The sequence below is a fragment of the Micromonospora sp. CPCC 206171 genome, from assembly GCF_036906755.1.
GTDB lineage: Bacteria > Actinomycetota > Actinomycetes > Mycobacteriales > Micromonosporaceae > Micromonospora > Micromonospora purpureochromogenes.
In genome coordinates this window covers 305,514-320,820 of the sequence record NZ_JBAKHT010000003.1, presented here as the reverse complement: position 1 = coordinate 320,820, position 15,307 = coordinate 305,514, and the positions used below count along the sequence as shown (strand labels likewise).

The window sequence follows — 15,307 nt, the reverse complement described above, 5'->3', positions numbered from 1 at the left end:
GGAAACCTCGGAATCAGCTCGGGTAGACTGGTGCGGTTGCCACGGCGAGGGTGCCCGGCGGGCCGCTGAAAAGCGCCGCACGGAGGCACCGTCATCGACGCGGTGCTCCGGGCAGTCGTTCATGACGCATGAGCCCCAGCGAGCCCCTCGCCCCAGCACCGCAAGACGACAAGCCGCCGTAGCGAAAGCATCAGGAGTTTCCCCGTGTCCGAGGTAAAGATCAGCGCCGAGCCCCGTACCGAGTTCGGCAAGGGTGGTGCCCGTCGTACCCGCCGGGCCGGCAAGGTGCCCGCCGTGCTGTACGGCCACGGCGAGAAGCCCAAGCACATCGCGCTTCCGGCGCGCGAGTTCGCGGCCGCGATCCGCAAGGGCGGCGCGAACCAGCTCTTCGCGATCGAGGTGAGCGACGGCACCCAGGTGCTGGCGCTGCCGAAGGCGATCCAGCGTGACCCGATCAAGGACACCTTCGAGCACGTCGACCTGCTGCTGGTCCGCCGGGGCGAGAAGGTCACCGTCGAGGTCGCGGTCCAGCTGACCGGCGAGGCCGCCAGGGACACCCTGATCGTGCACGACCACGACACCCTCTCGGTGACCGCCGACGCCACCAAGGTGCCGGACCACCTGGAGGCCTCGATCGAGGGCCTGGAGGCCGGCACCCAGGTGACCGCCGGCGACGTGCAGCTGCCGGCCGGCGTCGAGCTGGCCGCCGACGCGGAGCTGTTGGTCGCCTCGGTGACCGCCGCCCCGACCGCCGAGCAGCTCGAGGCGACCCTGCCCGAGGTCGAGGTGGCCGACGAGCAGATCGAGGCCGGGGTCGGCGAGGAGACCGCCGAGTCGTCCGAGGGCGCCGAGGCCGGCGAGCCGGCCGCCGCCGGTGGCGAGGAGAGCGCCGAGGCCAAGACCGAGGCCTGATCGGTTCGCAACGTTTACGGCAGGCGCTCCCGGCGGACAGCGGGGGGCGCCTGTCGGCGTATCGGGACACGTGCGGTGTGGTCCGATGGCGCCAGCGGGCGAGGCGGGACGGTGACGGCGGTGCTGCCCGGCGGCGCCGGCGGGCGAGGCGGGACGATGACGGCGGTGCTGCGCGGAGCGGGAGGGACGGGACGTGACGGACGAGGTGGGGCCGTGGCTGGTGGTCGGCCTGGGCAACCCCGGTCGGGAGTACGCCGGTAACCGGCACAACGTCGGTTTCATGGTCGCCGACCTGCTGGCGGGTCGGGTGGGGGCGAAGTTCGGTCGGCACAAGCGGGCGGTGGCGGAGGTCGCCGAGGGGCGGCTGGGGTTCGGTGGGCCGAAGCTGGTGCTGGTCAAGCCGCTGACGTACATGAACCTCTCCGGCGGTCCGGTGGTGGCGCTGGCCCAGTTCCACAAGATCCCCGCCGAGCGGGTGATCGCGGTGCACGATGAGCTGGACATCCCGTACGGCCAGTTGCGCATCAAGATCGGCGGCGGCGAGGGCGGGCACAACGGCCTGCGCTCGATGTCGAAGTCGCTGGGGACGAAGGAGTACGTCCGGGTGCGGTTCGGCATCGGCCGGCCGCCGGGGCGGCAGGACCCGGCGGACTACGTACTGTCGGATTTCGGCGCTGCGGAGCGCAAGGAGCTGGAGTTCCTGGTGGACCGGGCGGCGGACGTGGTGGAGTCGGTGGTCACCAAGGGTGTGGAGCCGACGCAGAACGCGTACCACGGGGCCTGAGGGCGGGGCGTACCGGGCACGGGCCGCCCCGGCCGGTAGTCTGCGCCTTCTGGCGTGCCGCGACCCGCGACCTGGATCGCGGCGAGGCGACGGGAGTGGTACGTGGGCAGTCCTCCGATGATCGACGGCGCGTTCGCCCGGTGGCTGGCGGCGCGGGCCGGGCAGGCGTTGCTGGGGTTGCGGGCCGAGATGGGCTTCGCGGACCCGGGTGCCCTGAAGTCGGCCGGGGACAAGGTCTCGCACGACCTGATCCGTACCGAGCTGGCCCGGTGGCGGCCCGGTGACGCGGTCCTGTCGGAGGAGGACGAGGGCTCGCGGCTGGCCTGGGCGGCGGAGGTGAACCCCGCGGCGGTGTCCCGGCTGACCGCCGACCGGGTGTGGATCGTCGACCCGCTGGACGGCACCCGGGAGTTCGCCGAGGAGGGGCGCTCGGACTGGGCGGTGCACGTGGCGCTCTGGGCGCGCAACGCGCCGACGCCGCACGGGCTGGTGGCGGGGGCGGTGGGGCTGCCGGCGCAGCACCGGGTGCTCGGCACGGACTACCCGCCGGCGTACCCGCCGCTGACGTTGGAGGCGGCGACCGCGGGTGGCGGGCGGACGCTGCGCCTGGCGGCGAGCCGGAGCCGGCCGCCGGTGTTTCTGACCGATCTGGCGGAGGACGTGGGCGCGCACCTGGTGCCGATGGGCTCGGCCGGTGCGAAGATCGCCGCGGTGGTGACCGGTGAGGTGGACGCCTACATCCACGCGGGCGGCCAGTACGAGTGGGACTCGGCCGCTCCGATCGCTGTGGCGACGGCCACCGGCCTGCACGCTTCCCGGATCGACGGTTCTGCGCTGAAATACAACGAGGCGGATCCGCGGCTGCCGGACCTGTTGGTCTGCCGCAAGGATCTCGCCACTCGGTTGCTTGCAGCGCTGCAGAGACATTCCGGGTAGCCTGAGCGCTTGTTCTTGATGTATCCGACCGGAAAGGTCTGGAATCCATGAGCGGATCCGCGCCGATCGAGACCGTGTCATGACCGCCCCCGCCCGCTTCTACCAGGTCTCGCACCTCGACGCGCTGGAGGCGGAGAGCATCTTCGTGATGCGCGAGGTGGTCGCGGAGATGGAGCGCCCGGTGCTGCTCTTCTCCGGCGGCAAGGACTCGATCGTCATGCTCCGGTTGGCCCAGAAGGCGTTCGCCCCGGCCAACATCCCCTTCCCGGTCATGCACGTGGACACCGGGCACAACTTCCCCGAGGTCCTGGAGTACCGCGACCAGCGGGTCGCCGAGCTGGGCCTGCACCTGATCGTGGCCAGCGTGCCGGAGGCCCTGGCCAACGGCATGGTCCGCGAGTCCGGCGACGGCATGCGCAACCGGATCCAGACCCCGGTGCTGCTGGACGCGGTGGAGAAGCACCGCTTCGACGCGCTCTTCGGCGGCGCCCGCCGCGACGAGGAGAAGGCCCGCGCCAAGGAGCGGGTGTTCAGCTTCCGCGACGAGTTCGGCCAGTGGGACCCGAAGAACCAGCGTCCCGAGCTGTGGTCGCTCTACAACGGCCGGCACCACCCGGGCGAGTCGATCCGGGTCTTCCCCCTCTCCAACTGGACCGAGCTGGACGTCTGGCACTACATCGCCCGCGAGCGCATCCCGCTGCCCTCGATCTACTACGCGCACGAGCGCGAGGTGGTCGAGCGCGACGGCATGCTCTACGCGGTGAACGAGTTCTTCCGCCCCCGCGCGGGGGAGGAGCGGTTCAAGGCCCGGGTGCGCTACCGCACCGTGGGCGACGCCTCCTGCACCGCGGCCGTCCGCTCGGACGCCGACACGGTGGAGAAGGTGATCGAGGAGGTGGCCGCCACCCGGATCACCGAGCGCGGCGCGACCCGCGGCGACGACCGGGTCAGCGAGGCCGCCATGGAGGACCGCAAGCGGGAGGGCTACTTCTGATGAGCACCGAGACCATCGCCGGAGGCGCGGCGGACAGCCGCGCCGCCACCGGGGCCGGGCCGGAGGCCCGGCCGATGGACCTGCTGCGCTTCGCCACCGCCGGCAGCGTGGACGACGGCAAGTCCACCCTGATCGGCCGCCTGCTGTACGACACCAAGTCGCTCTTCACCGACCAGCTCGCCGCGGTCGAGGCGGTCAGCGCGGCCCGGGGTGACGAGTACACCAACCTGGCGCTGCTCACCGACGGCCTGCGCGCCGAGCGGGAGCAGGGCATCACCATCGACGTGGCGTACCGCTACTTCGCCACCCCCCGGCGGAAGTTCATCATCGCCGACACCCCGGGGCACATCCAGTACACCCGGAACATGGTCACCGGCGCCTCCACCGCCGACCTGGCGCTGATCCTGGTGGACGCCCGCAAGGGCCTGGTCGAGCAGTCCCGCCGGCACGCCTTCCTCTGCTCGCTGCTGCGGGTGCCGCACCTGGTCCTCTGCGTGAACAAGATGGACCTGGTCGACTACTCGCAGGAGGTGTTCGAGCGGATCGCCGACGAGTTCACCGCGTTCGCCGCGAAGCTCGACGTGCCGGACCTGACCGTGGTGCCGATCTCCGCGCTCAAGGGCGACAACATCGTCACCCGCTCGGAGAACATGTCCTGGTACGAGGGCCCGTCGCTGCTGCACCACCTGGAGCGGGTGCACATCGCCTCGGACCGCAACCTGGTCGACGTGCGGTTCCCGGTGCAGTACGTGATCCGTCCGCAGTCCACCACCGTCACCGACTACCGGGGCTACGCCGGTCAGGTGGCCTCGGGCGTGCTCAAGCCGGGGGACGAGGTGATGGTGCTGCCCTCCGGCTTCACCAGCCGGATCTCCTCGGTGGAGACGGCGGACGGCCCGGTGGCCGAGGCGTTCCCGCCGATGTCGGTGACCGTCCGGCTGGAGGACGAGATCGACATCTCGCGGGGCGACATGATCTGCCGGCCGAACAACTCGCCAGCGGTGTCGCAGGACATCGAGGCGATGGTCTGCTGGATGGACGAGACCCGCCCGCTCCAGGTCGGCGGCAGGTACGCGATCAAGCACACCACCCGGTCGGCCCGGGCGATCGTCCGCGGCCTGCACTACCGGCTGGACATCAACACCCTGCACCGGGACGAGGCGGCCGGCGAGCTGAAGCTCAACGAGATCGGCCGGGTCCGGCTGCGCACCACCGTGCCGCTGCTGGCCGACGAGTACCGCCGCAACCGCACCTCCGGCGGTTTCGTCATCATCGACGAGACCACCAACCGCACCGTCGCCGCCGGCATGATCGTCGACACCGCCTGACCCACGCCGCCCCCGGATTTGCGGGCGCACTTTCCGAGAAAGAGTGGCTATTCCAGCGTGGATAGCCACTCTTTCTCGGAAAGAGGCCCCCTGGTGCCGCCGGGGTGGAAGGGGGGTTAGGCGAGGCGGGTGGCGCCGGGGGCGGGGAGGACGGTGGCGTGGGCGGGGGCGGGGAAGCCGCGGGCGGCGTAGGCGTCGGTGACGGCGCTCGCCACGGCGTCGGACCGGTCGGCGTCGACCAGGGCGAGGACGCAGCCGCCGAAGCCGCCGCCGGTCATCCGGGCGCCGAGCGCGCCGGCCGACAGGGCCGCCTCGACCGCGGTGTCGATCTCCGGGACGGTGATCTCGAAGTCGTCCCGCATGGAGGTGTGCGAGGCGGTGAGCAGCGGGCCGATCTCGCGTACCCGGCCGGCGCGGAGCAGGTCGACGGTGTCCAGCACCCGCTGGTCCTCGGTCACCACGTGCCGGACCCGCCGGCGGATCTCGTCGTCGTCGAGCCGGGCCAGCGCGGCGTCGAGGTCGGCGACCGGCACGTCGCGCAGCGCCGGCACCCCGAGCAGCGAGGCGGCCCGTTCGCAGGCGGCGCGGCGGGAGGCGTACTCGCCGTCGGCGTGCCGGTGCGGGGCGCGGCTGTCGACGACGAGCATGGCCAGCCCGGCGGCGTCGAGGTCGAACGGGATGTGTTCGACGGCCTCGGTGCGGCAGTCCAGGAAGAGGGCGTGCCCCTCGCGGCAGCGGATCACCGCGGACTGGTCCATGATCCCGGTCGGCGCGCCGACGTAGGCGTTCTCGGCCCGCTGGGCCAGCCGTGGCTGCTTCTCGGCGGGAAGGTCCAGCCCGCCCAGGTCGACCAGGGCGGCGAGCACCGCCGCCTCGATGGCCGCCGAGGAGGAGAGGCCGGAGCCCACCGGGACGTCGGAGGCGATCGCCAGCCGCGCCCCGGGCACGTCGTACCCGGCCTCACGCAGCGCCCAGACGACCCCGGCCACGTACGCCGCCCAGCCGGTGACCCGGCCCGGCTCGTCGACCTCGTCGGCGCCGAACTCCACCGCCTCGTCGGAGAGTTCCGACCGGACCGTCCACCGCGCACCGGGCTGCGGGGCGGCGGCGACCACGGTCCGCAGGGTCAGCGCGAAGGGGAGCACGAAGCCGTCGTTGTAGTCGGTGTGCTCGCCGATCAGGTTGGCCCGGCCGGGAGCCGCCCAGCGGCCGGCGGGCGGCTCGCCGTACGCGGCGTGGAAGCCGGCGGCGGCGCGGGCCGCGACGTCGCCCGACGCGGCCCCGGGTGGCGCGGTCCGCGCGGCCGGCCCGCTCATCGCTGCCCCAGCACGTGCGCGCGGTAGAAGGCCCAGGCGTCGCCGACCATGTCGTGCAGGGTCGGCTTTTCCGGCGTCCAGCCCAGCTCCTCGCGGGCCAGCGCCGAAGAGGCGACCAGCTCGGCCGGGTCGCCCTCCCGGCGCGGCGCGATCTCCACCGGCAGCGGGTGGCCGGTGACCTCGCGGACGACGTCGACCACCTGGCGGTTGGTGAAGCCGTTGCCGTTGCCCAGGTTGTAGATCCGGTGCCGGCCGGGCACGGCGGCGCTGAGCGCCAGCAGGTGCGCCCGGGCCAGGTCGGCCACGTGGATGTAGTCGCGCACGCAGGTGCCGTCGACGGTGGGGTAGTCGTCGCCGAAGAGTTGGAGCTTCTCCCGGCGGCCGGCGGCGACGTCCAGCGCGATCGGGATCAGGTGGGTCTCCGGGTCGTGCCGTTCGCCGATCGCCAGGTCGTCGCGCAGGTACGCCCCGGCGACGTTGAAGTAGCGCAGCGAGACGGCGGCCAGGTCGTGGGCGATCGCCTCGGAGGTGAGCGCCATGTCGACGGCGAGCTTGGTGGCCCCGTACGTGTTGGTGGGGGCCTTGACCGCGGTCTCCGGGATGGGCAGCTCGGTCGGGTTGCCGTAGACGGCGGCGGTGGAGGAGAAGACCAGGCGGGGCACCCGGGCGGCGCGGACGGCGTCGATCAGGGCGATCGAGCTGACCGTGTTGGCGTGCCAGTACAGCTCCGGGCGGACCATCGACTCGCCGGCGGCGATCAGCGCGGCGAAGTGCAGCACCCCGTCGAAGCCGGCCTCCGGGGTGAGCACCCGGGCGGCCTCGTGGACGGGCAGCTCGACGTGGGTGGCGTCCGGCGCGAGCGCGGCCCGGTGGCCGGTGCGCAGGTCGTCGAGGACCGTCACGTCGTGGCCGTTGTCGAGCAGCATCCGGGTCACCACGCTGCCGATGAAGCCGGCGCCGCCGGTGACGAGCAGTTTCACGTCGGGTCCTCCTGCCTGGCCGCGTCCCGTCGCGGCCGTTCGTGATCACCCTACGGCCGCACGCTGTGCCCGCGCTCAGCGTCGCGGCCCGCCCTCATTCCATCATAAACCTTCACGATTGAACAGATCCGAACATCGCCGGTCGGCGGTGACGCGCAGCCTTACCATCTTTTCCATGCGGGAAGCGGGCGGTCCCGGGCTGCGTCGACGCGCGTCGGGGCGGCCCCGACGCCGGCCCGGGCCGATCGCCCGGACGGTGGCCCGGCTCGTCGTCCGGGCCGCCGACGGCGCCACCCGCCTCGTCACCGACCTGCTCGGCGCCAGCCCGGCGGCCGGTCGGGAGCGGATCAGCGAGGACGAGCTGCGCGACCTCGTCGCCGCCAACACCCGGCTCCACCCGGACGAGCGGCGGATCATCGACGAGGTGCTGGTGGCCGGCGCCAGCCTGGTCCGCGAGGTGATGATGCCCCGCACCGAGGTCGTCTTCCTCTCCGCCGGGCTGACCATCGCCGAGGCCGAGCGGGTGGTCCGGGCCGAGACGCACACCCGCTACCCGGTGGTCGACGGCACCCAGGACGACGTGGTCGGCTTCGTGCACCTGCGGGACGTGCTGCTCCGCCCCGACCTCGACCCGTGCACCACCGTCGGCGAGCTGACCCGCGAGGTCAAACAGCTGCCCGGCAGCAAGCGGGTGCTCGCCGCGCTGACCGAGATGCGCAAGGAGGGACACCACCTGGCGGTGGTGGTCGACGAGTACGGCGGCACCGCCGGCATCGTCACGTGCGAGGACCTGATCGAGGAGCTGGTCGGGGAGATCCACGACGAGTACGACGCCGACCCCGAGCCCGCGCACGCGGGCCTGCCCGCAGTGGTGGACGGCCGGCTCAACCTCGCCGACTTCGCCGAGCGCACCGGGGTGCCGCTGCCCGTCGGGCCGTACGAGACGGTCGGCGGCTACCTGATGGCGGCGCTCGGCCGGCTGCCGGTGGCCGGCGACGAGGTGCCGGTGTCCCCGGTCAGGGCCGAGGCGCCGGACGAGCCGGTCGACGGCTGGCTGCTGCGGGTGCTGGCCCTGGAGGGGCGCCGGGTGTCCCGGGTCGCGGTCTCCGCGGCGCGCCTGCCGGAGCAGCGGCGCGAGGTCACCACCCCCGCCGGGCCGGCGGCGAGCCGACCCGCCGGCCCGTCATGACGTACGCCGGGCGTTGCTGACAGAATTGCCGTCATGTCCGACGTTCCCGCCCGCCCGCGCGTCTTCTCCGGCATCCAGCCGACGGCCGACTCGTTTCACCTCGGCAACTATCTCGGCGCGGTGCGGCACTGGGTGGCGTTGCAGGAGACCCACGACGCGTTCTACTGCGTGGTCGACCTGCACGCGATCACCGCGGGGCACGACCCGGCGGTGCTGAAGCAGCGCTCCCGGGTGGCCGCGGCGCAGCTCTTCGCGGTCGGGATCGACCCGGAGCGCAGCACCCTCTTCGTCCAGTCGCAGGTGCCCGAGCACTCGCAGCTGGCCTGGGTGCTCGGCTGCATCACCGGTTTCGGCGAGGCCAGCCGGATGACGCAGTTCAAGGACAAGTCGCAGAAGCAGGGCAGCGAGCGGGCCAGCGTCGGCCTCTTCACGTACCCGATCCTGCAGGCCGCCGACATCCTGCTCTACCAGGCCAACGCGGTGCCCGTCGGCGAGGACCAGCGCCAGCACCTGGAGCTCTCCCGCGACCTGGCGCAGCGGTTCAACTCGCTGTTCGGCCCGACCTTCACGGTGCCCGCCCCGCACATCGTCAAGGACACCGCGAAGATCACCGACCTGCAGGACCCGACGGCGAAGATGTCCAAGTCGTCGTCCTCGCCGGCCGGCATCATCGACCTGCTGGAGGAGCCGGCCCGCTCGGCCAAGAAGATCCGCTCCGCGGTGACCGACACCGGCCGCGAGATCGTCTTCGACAGCGAGACCAAGCCGGGCATCTCCAACCTGCTGACCATCTACTCGGCGCTCTCCGGCCGGAGCATCGACGACCTGGTCGTCGCGTACGCCGGCAAGGGTTACGGCGACCTCAAGAAGGACCTCGGCGAGGTGGTCCGGGAGTTCGTCACCCCGATCCAGGAGCGCACCCGCGCCTACCTCGACGACCCGGCGCAGCTGGACAAGCTGCTCGCCGCCGGCGCCGAGAAGGCCCGCGCGGTCGCCGCGCCGACGCTGCGCGCCGCGTACGACCGGATCGGGTTCTTCCCCCCGGTCCGCTTCGAGTAGCGGCTCCGGGCCGACGGGTACGGGTGGAGGGGTGGCGCGGAGCGTGGATCGCAGGGACGGGGCGCCGGTGAACGGCGGCACCATCCAGATCGGGATCGCGGTGGACGTCCCGGAGCCGTGGGGCGGCATGCTCACCCGGCGTCGGGCCGAGTCCGGCGACCCGCAGGTGGTCCCGGCGCACGTGACGCTGCTCGGGCCCACCGAGATTCCGGTGGCGGCGCTGCCGGCGGTCGAGGAGCACCTGAGCCGGGTGGCCGCCCGGCACCTGCCGTTCACCCTGCACCTGCGGGGCACGGGCACGTTCCGGCCGGTGACCCAGGTGGTGTTCGTGACGGTGGCCGCCGGGATCAGCGAGTGCGAACTGCTCGCCGCCGCCATCAACGCCGCACCCGAGCTGCACCGGGAGGCCCGCTTCCCGTACCACCCGCACGTCACCGTCGCGCAGGACGTCGCCCCCGAGGCGCTGGACCGGGCGTACGAGGACCTGGCCGACTTCTCGGCCATGTTCGAGGTGGACTCGTTCACGCTCTTCTCGCACAGCGGTGCGACCCGGTGGCAACCCCGCCGGGACTTCCGGCTCGGCGGCTGACCGGGCCGGGGGCCACAGGCCCGCCCCGCGGCGGGAGATCGGCGAGGATGACGTGGTGGACGCGTGGGGCCGGCTGACGGGCGGGATCGACCGCCGGTTCACCACGGCCCGACACCGGTGGCCCCGCTTCGACCACCTGTGGCGGGCCGTCGACCTCTACGCGAACGTGCTGGGCGGGCGGCTGGCCGCGGCGATCGCCTACTACGGCTTCTTCGCCGTCTTCGCGCTCGCCCTGGTGGCGTACTCGATCTTCGGGGCGATCCTGGAGGACAACGACGAGGTCAGCGACGCCGCGGCCGACTTCCTGCGGGAGAACCTGCCGTTCCTCGACCCCGGGCAGATCGCCGAGAGCAGCAACACCGTCGGAGTGATCGGCCTGGTCATCCTGGTCTTCACCGGGATCGGCTGGGTGGAGGCGATTCGCTCCTCGCAGCGGCTGATGTACGGCTTCAACCAGCAGCCCGGCAACCTGGTGGTGCGCCGCCTGGTCGACCTGGGCGTGCTGGTGCTGGTCTTCGTGATGCTCGGCGTCTCGGTGGCGGCCGTCGACGCCCTGGAGTCCCTGCTGCGCTTCCTGCTGCGGGCCACCGGCTCGGTCGGGCTGACCACGGTCAGCGCGGCGCTCAGCGTGGTGGTCAACGCGGTGCTGGCGACGGCGCTGCTGGTGGCGGTGCCCCGGCTGCGGATGAGTCGCCGGCGGCTGCGGCCGGTGGTGCTGATCGTCGCGGTGGGCATCACGCTGCTCAACACCGTCGGGCGCTACTACGTGGTGCGGACCGAGCGGAACCCGGCGTACACGGTGGTGGCCGGCGCGGTCGGGCTGCTGCTCTACCTGTACCTGCTCAACCAGCTCGTGCTCTTCGGCGCGGCGCTCGCCGCGACCAGCCGGCACGGGCGGGTGGTCGACCTCTCCGACGGGCCCGTCCCGGCGGACCTCGACGTCGAGACGGACCCGGACACCGATCCGGGGACCCCGGGAGGGGCGGGCTGACGTGCTGATCGAGATCGACCCGGGCTCGGCGGTGCCGCCGTACGAGCAGGTGCGCGGGCAGCTGGCCGCGATGGTCGGCGACGGGCGGCTGCCGGTGGGCACCCGGCTGCCGCCGGTGCGCCAGTTCGCCGCCGAGCTGGGATTGGCGGCGAACACCGTGGCGCGGGCGTACCGGGAGCTGGAGGCGGCCGGGCTGCTGGAGACCCGGGGGCGGCACGGGACGTACGTCGCGCCGGGCCGCGACGACGCGACCGACCGGTTGCAGCGGGCGGCGGCCCGGTACGCCGACGAGGCGGTGCGGCTGGGCGTGCCGCCGGATCGGGCACTCGCCCTGGTCCGCGCCGCTCTCGACGCCGCCCGCCCGGGTTGAGTCGACGGACGAACAGGTCAGGAAACCGACCCATGCGCGAACCGGCAGTTGCCGCAAATGCCACTCACCTTTCGGCCGTGACCAGCCATGATGAGCGCGTGGGCGCACTCGTGACATTGGACCTGCCGGACGACTCGCCGATGCTCGGCCTGCCGTGGATCATCACGTTCGGCCCGCTCGGCGACCCCGCCGAGTGGGAGCCGGTGGTCTGCGGCCCGTACGAGCGCCCGCACGCCCTGGCCCTGGCCGAGGCGGTGGTGGCCGAGGAGCAGCTGATGGCGGTGGTCGAGCCGCTGGTGCCGGCGTTGTCGGCCGAGGAGGTGCGCGGCGAGATCGCCGCCGCGCAGATCGCCGCCGAGGACGAGGCGGCCCGGATCGACGAGTCCGACCTCTACGGGGACTTCGAGGACGTGATCGACGAGGAGCTGGAGCAGGCGGCCGCGCGGGCCGAGCACCCGGTCGCGCCGCAGCCGGCACCCAGCGAGGACGAGCTGCGGGCCGGGTTCGAGCGGATCTCGGAGCTGCTGCGGCGCAAGGGCCGCTGACCCGTCAGCGGGGCGGGCCGTCCAGCACGCAGAACTCATTGCCCTCCGGGTCGGCCAACACGGCACGTGGCGCGGGGCCGGGCCGAGGAGGACACCGGCGCCCCGGGGAACTCCCCGAGGCGCCGGTGCCACCTCACCCCCCACCACAAGGGGTCGGCAGGCCCAGTCGCCCGTCGGCGCGAAGCACAACGGACGACCAGGTCAATGGCGGGTTACCCGGCTCAGCGCCGTTCGAACCACGCAGCCGCGTCCACCGGCAGGAGATGACCCGACCCCTGCTCGGTGAGGTCCTCGCTCGCGACGAGCGGCCGGCCGTAACCCTCGACGAGGGCCGGCGCGCCGCTGATGTTGACCACGCAGGTCAGCGTGGTCCCGCCGCCGGTGCGGCTGAAGGCGAGCATGCCGGGCCCGCCCTCCAGCCAGGTCACCCCGCCGCTGGTGCCGGCCAGCGCCGGGTGCTCGTGCCGGATCCGCAGCGCTGCCCGGTACAGCTCCAGTGTGGAGCCGGCGACGCCGGTCTGGGCGGCCACCGAGAGGGCGCGCCAGGTCGCCGGGGCCGGCAGCCAGCTCAGCTCGCTGCTCTTTGGGCCGAAGCCGTACGGGGCCAGCTCGCCGCTCCACGGGATCGGCACCCGGCAACCGTCGCGGCTCTCCCCGGTGCGCAGGAACGCCGGGTCCTGGCGCAGCGCGTCGGGGATGTCCAGCACCTCCGGCAGGCCCAGCTCCTCGCCCTGGTAGACGTAGGCGCAGCCGGGCAGGGCCAGCATCAGCAGGGCGGCGGCCCGGGCCCGGCGCAGGCCGACCTCGCCGTCGCCGTACCGGGTGACGTGCCGCTGCCGGTCGTGGTTGGACAGCACCCAGGTGGTCGGGGCGCCCACGATGGTGGACTCGGCCAGCGCGGTGTCGATGACCTTGCGGAACGAGTCGGCCGACCAGGTGGCGTCGAGGAAGTCGAAGCTGAACGCCTGATGCAGCTCGTCCGGGCCGATGTAGCGGGCCAGCCGCTGCGGGGTCTCCGCCCACGCCTCGGCCACCGCCATCCGGCCGCCCGGGTAGCTGTCCAGGATCGGCCGCCAGGCGCGGTAGATCTCGTGTACCTCGTCCTGATCGAAGTAGGGCAGGCGGCCCTTGCCGAGCAGCTCGGACTGGCGCTGGCCGGTGGTCATCGAGCTGAAGCCGACGTCCGGCAGCCCCTCGGCCTTGATCATCCCGTGCGCCACGTCGATCCGGAACCCGTCGACGCCGCGGTCCAGCCAGAAGCGGAGCACGTCCTCGAACTCCGCGCGCACCCGCGGGTGCCGCCAGTTCAGGTCGGGCTGGGCCGGGTCGAACAGGTGCAGGTACCACTGGCCGTCCGGCACCCGGGTCCAGGCCGGGCCGCCGAAGATGCTCTCCCAGTCGTTCGGGGGCAGCTCGCCGTGCTCGCCCTTGCCGTCGGCGAAGAGGTAGAGCTCCCGCTCCGGCGAGCCCGGGCCGGCGGCCAGCGCGGCCTGGAACCAGGGGTGCGCGCTGGAGGTGTGGTTGGGCACCAGGTCGACGATGATCCGCAGCCCGAGGGCGTGCGCGTCGGTGATCATGGCGTCGAAGTCGGTGAGCGTGCCGAACAGCGGGTCGACGTCCCGGTAGTCGGCGACGTCGTAGCCGGCGTCGACCTGCGGCGAGGTGTAGAAGGGGGTCAGCCAGAGCGCGTCGACCCCGAGCTCGCGCAGGTACGGCAGCCGCTCCCGGATGCCCCGGAGGTCACCGACACCGTCGCCGTCGGCGTCGGCGAAGCTGCGGACGTAGACCTGGTAGACGACCGCGGACCGCCACCAGTCGGCGTCGGCGGCCGGCGGTGCCGGGTTGGTGGCGTCGGTCATCGGTGACGATCCCCGTTCTGTAGAGCGCCCGGAGTGGGCCCGGGGGCGCGGATGCCAGTGCAGAATGCCGCCCGGTTGCTGCAAGAGTCAAGCATTTCTTGCGCAAGAAATGATGGCCCGCACACCCTCCGGCCGGCCTGGCCGTCCGGTGCGGCCGTCTCAGCCGGCGGGACGGCACCGGGCCGGCCGCCGTCGTGGCGGCCGTCCGGGGTGGGGTCAGGCCGGGACGGCGAGGGCGGGCGGTGCCGGCCGGTGCCGGGTGCCGCCCTGGACCGGGTCGGCGCCGGCCGGGCGGACGACCGCGGTGGAGCCGCGCACCACCAGCTCCGGGCGGAACAGGTACTCCGAGTGCGGCGCCCCGTGGCCGTTGATCTCGTCGACCAGGGCCCGCACCGCGGCGACCGCCATCGCGGCGACCGGCTGGCGCATGGTGGTCAGCGGCGGATCGGTGAAGGCCATCAGTGGGGAGTTGTCGTAGCCGACCACCGAGAGGTCCCGCGGGACCGACATGCCGCGCTGCCGCGCCGCCCGGATCGCGCCGAGCGCCATCAGGTCGGAGCCGCAGACGACGCCGGTGACGCCGCGTTCGATGAGCCGACCGGCGGCCGCCTCGCCGCCCTCCACGCCGAAGAGCGAGAGTTCGGCCAGCTCGGCCAGGTCCTGCTCGGCCGCGCCGGCGAGCCGGGTCATCGCGGTCCGCCAGCCGGCCACCCTGCGCTGCACCGGCACGAACCGGTCCGGGCCGGTGATCAGGCCGATCCGGCGGTGGCCGAGCGCGACCAGGTGTGCGACGGCCAGCTCGGCGGCCTCACCGTCGTCGCAGGAGACGAAGGGGGCGGCGACGTTCGGGACGTACCCGTTGATCATCACGACGGGCAGCGGGCGGGCGATCAGCGCGCGGTACCGGTCGTGGTTGGCGGCGGTGTCGGCGTGCAGGCCGGAGACGAAGACGATCCCGGAGACCTGCCGGTCCAGCAGCATCTCGACGTACTCGTCCTCGGTGACCCCGCCGGGGGTCTGGGTGCACAGCACCGGGGTGAACCCGCTCTGGGCCAGGGTCGACTCGATGACCTGGGCGAACATCGGGAAGATGGGGTTGTCCAACTCCGGGACGACCAGCCCGACGAGCCCGGCGCTGCGCTTGCGCAGCCGGGCGGGGCGCTCGTAACCGAGCACGTCGAGGGCGGTCAGGACGGCCTGCCGGGTCTCGGGGGCCACGCCGGGGCGGTCGTTGAGCACCCGCGACACCGTGGCCTCGCTGACTTCGGCCTGCTGGGCGATGTCGGACAGTCGAGCGCGCATGGCGGAACTTTAGCTCACGGGCAAGTTCTTGCGTGCACTCCTGCAAGCCCTTCCATTCCCTGCAACCTCTTGCTAACGTCCCCGCAACATGCGAGAGCAGCGGCGCAGCACCGCAGCGCCGGTTGGCAAGAACTTACAGAGGTTCCCACTGGC

Annotated in this window: 15 protein-coding genes; 11 read left to right on the top strand and 4 right to left on the bottom strand. The window is 73.0% G+C overall.

Going from position 1 to position 15,307, the window contains the following annotated elements; translation table 11 throughout:
- Positions 1 to 204: 204 nt before the first annotated feature.
- From V6U89_RS06515 to cysN, 5 genes are all read left to right on the top strand, one after another.
- Positions 205 to 912 (top strand): 50S ribosomal protein L25/general stress protein Ctc, encoded by a 708-nt coding sequence (locus V6U89_RS06515; RefSeq protein ID WP_334569727.1) that lies wholly within the window; start codon positions 205 to 207, stop codon positions 910 to 912.
- A gap of 193 nt (positions 913 to 1,105) precedes the next feature.
- Positions 1,106 to 1,696 carry an aminoacyl-tRNA hydrolase gene (gene pth, locus V6U89_RS06510; protein WP_334569726.1) on the top strand — a complete coding sequence of 197 codons (591 nt, stop codon included), beginning with the start codon at positions 1,106 to 1,108 and terminating at the stop codon, positions 1,694 to 1,696.
- A gap of 117 nt (positions 1,697 to 1,813) precedes the next feature.
- The gene (locus V6U89_RS06505; RefSeq protein WP_334569843.1) at positions 1,814 to 2,632 is read left to right on the top strand and encodes a 3'(2'),5'-bisphosphate nucleotidase CysQ; all 819 of its coding nucleotides are present in this window, start codon (positions 1,814 to 1,816) and stop codon (positions 2,630 to 2,632) included.
- 79 nt (positions 2,633 to 2,711) lie between these two features.
- Positions 2,712 to 3,626 (top strand): sulfate adenylyltransferase subunit CysD, encoded by a 915-nt coding sequence (cysD, locus tag V6U89_RS06500; RefSeq protein ID WP_334569725.1) that lies wholly within the window; start codon positions 2,712 to 2,714, stop codon positions 3,624 to 3,626.
- Positions 3,626 to 4,954: a sulfate adenylyltransferase subunit CysN gene (cysN, locus tag V6U89_RS06495; protein ID WP_334569724.1), complete on the top strand. Its 1,329-nt coding sequence runs from the start codon at positions 3,626 to 3,628 to the stop codon at positions 4,952 to 4,954. The genes cysD and cysN overlap by 1 nt, the downstream gene beginning before the upstream one ends.
- A gap of 116 nt (positions 4,955 to 5,070) precedes the next feature.
- Here cysN and galK read toward each other — a convergent pair whose 3' ends face one another.
- Together galK and galE are read right to left on the bottom strand one after the other, a co-directional pair.
- Positions 5,071 to 6,270, bottom strand: coding sequence for a galactokinase (gene galK / locus V6U89_RS06490; protein WP_334569722.1), 1,200 nt, complete (start codon positions 6,268 to 6,270; stop codon positions 5,071 to 5,073).
- Entirely contained in the window at positions 6,267 to 7,196 is a 930-nt protein-coding gene (galE, locus tag V6U89_RS06485; protein WP_246158277.1) for a UDP-glucose 4-epimerase GalE, read from the bottom strand. The genes galK and galE overlap by 4 nt, the downstream gene beginning before the upstream one ends.
- A gap of 229 nt (positions 7,197 to 7,425) precedes the next feature.
- On the opposite strand from galE, the gene V6U89_RS06480 reads away from it, so the two are divergent.
- From V6U89_RS06480 to V6U89_RS06455, 6 genes are all read left to right on the top strand, one after another.
- Positions 7,426 to 8,439, top strand: coding sequence for a hemolysin family protein (locus V6U89_RS06480; RefSeq protein WP_334569721.1), 1,014 nt, complete (start codon positions 7,426 to 7,428; stop codon positions 8,437 to 8,439).
- A gap of 33 nt (positions 8,440 to 8,472) precedes the next feature.
- A complete protein-coding gene (gene trpS / locus V6U89_RS06475; protein ID WP_334569720.1) occupies positions 8,473 to 9,498 on the top strand; it encodes a tryptophan--tRNA ligase in 1,026 nt (341 codons plus the stop codon).
- Positions 9,499 to 9,541: 43 nt separating this feature from the next.
- Positions 9,542 to 10,087, top strand: a complete 546-nt coding sequence (locus V6U89_RS06470; RefSeq protein WP_334569719.1) for a 2'-5' RNA ligase family protein — start codon at positions 9,542 to 9,544, stop codon at positions 10,085 to 10,087.
- 55 nt (positions 10,088 to 10,142) lie between these two features.
- Positions 10,143 to 11,078: a YihY/virulence factor BrkB family protein gene (locus V6U89_RS06465; protein ID WP_442933873.1), complete on the top strand. Its 936-nt coding sequence runs from the start codon at positions 10,143 to 10,145 to the stop codon at positions 11,076 to 11,078.
- Between the two features lies 1 nt (position 11,079).
- The gene (locus V6U89_RS06460; protein ID WP_154939716.1) at positions 11,080 to 11,448 is read left to right on the top strand and encodes a GntR family transcriptional regulator; all 369 of its coding nucleotides are present in this window, start codon (positions 11,080 to 11,082) and stop codon (positions 11,446 to 11,448) included.
- 98 nt (positions 11,449 to 11,546) lie between these two features.
- Positions 11,547 to 11,993 (top strand): hypothetical protein, encoded by a 447-nt coding sequence (locus V6U89_RS06455; protein WP_210775092.1) that lies wholly within the window; start codon positions 11,547 to 11,549, stop codon positions 11,991 to 11,993.
- A 221-nt stretch (positions 11,994 to 12,214) separates the two neighbouring features.
- On the opposite strand, the gene V6U89_RS06450 is transcribed toward V6U89_RS06455, so the two are convergent.
- A complete protein-coding gene (locus V6U89_RS06450) occupies positions 12,215 to 13,852 on the bottom strand; it encodes a glycoside hydrolase family 13 protein (protein WP_334569716.1) in 1,638 nt (545 codons plus the stop codon).
- Positions 13,853 to 14,068: 216 nt separating this feature from the next.
- Positions 14,069 to 15,154, bottom strand: coding sequence for a LacI family DNA-binding transcriptional regulator (locus tag V6U89_RS06445; protein ID WP_334569715.1), 1,086 nt, complete (start codon positions 15,152 to 15,154; stop codon positions 14,069 to 14,071).
- Positions 15,155 to 15,307: the final 153 nt, after the last annotated feature.

Coding starts and splice junctions, on each gene's coding strand:
- trpS (WP_334569720.1), top strand. CDS start 8,473: ATGTCCGACGTTCCCGCCCGCCCGCGCGTCTTCTCCGGCATCCAGCCG.
- cysN (WP_334569724.1), top strand. CDS start 3,626: ATGAGCACCGAGACCATCGCCGGAGGCGCGGCGGACAGCCGCGCCGCC.
- cysD (WP_334569725.1), top strand. CDS start 2,712: ATGACCGCCCCCGCCCGCTTCTACCAGGTCTCGCACCTCGACGCGCTG.
- galK (WP_334569722.1), bottom strand. CDS start 6,270: ATGAGCGGGCCGGCCGCGCGGACCGCGCCACCCGGGGCCGCGTCGGGC.
- V6U89_RS06480 (WP_334569721.1), top strand. CDS start 7,426: ATGCGGGAAGCGGGCGGTCCCGGGCTGCGTCGACGCGCGTCGGGGCGG.
- V6U89_RS06445 (WP_334569715.1), bottom strand. CDS start 15,154: ATGCGCGCTCGACTGTCCGACATCGCCCAGCAGGCCGAAGTCAGCGAG.
- V6U89_RS06450 (WP_334569716.1), bottom strand. CDS start 13,852: ATGACCGACGCCACCAACCCGGCACCGCCGGCCGCCGACGCCGACTGG.
- V6U89_RS06505 (WP_334569843.1), top strand. CDS start 1,814: ATGATCGACGGCGCGTTCGCCCGGTGGCTGGCGGCGCGGGCCGGGCAG.
- galE (WP_246158277.1), bottom strand. CDS start 7,196: ATGCTGCTCGACAACGGCCACGACGTGACGGTCCTCGACGACCTGCGC.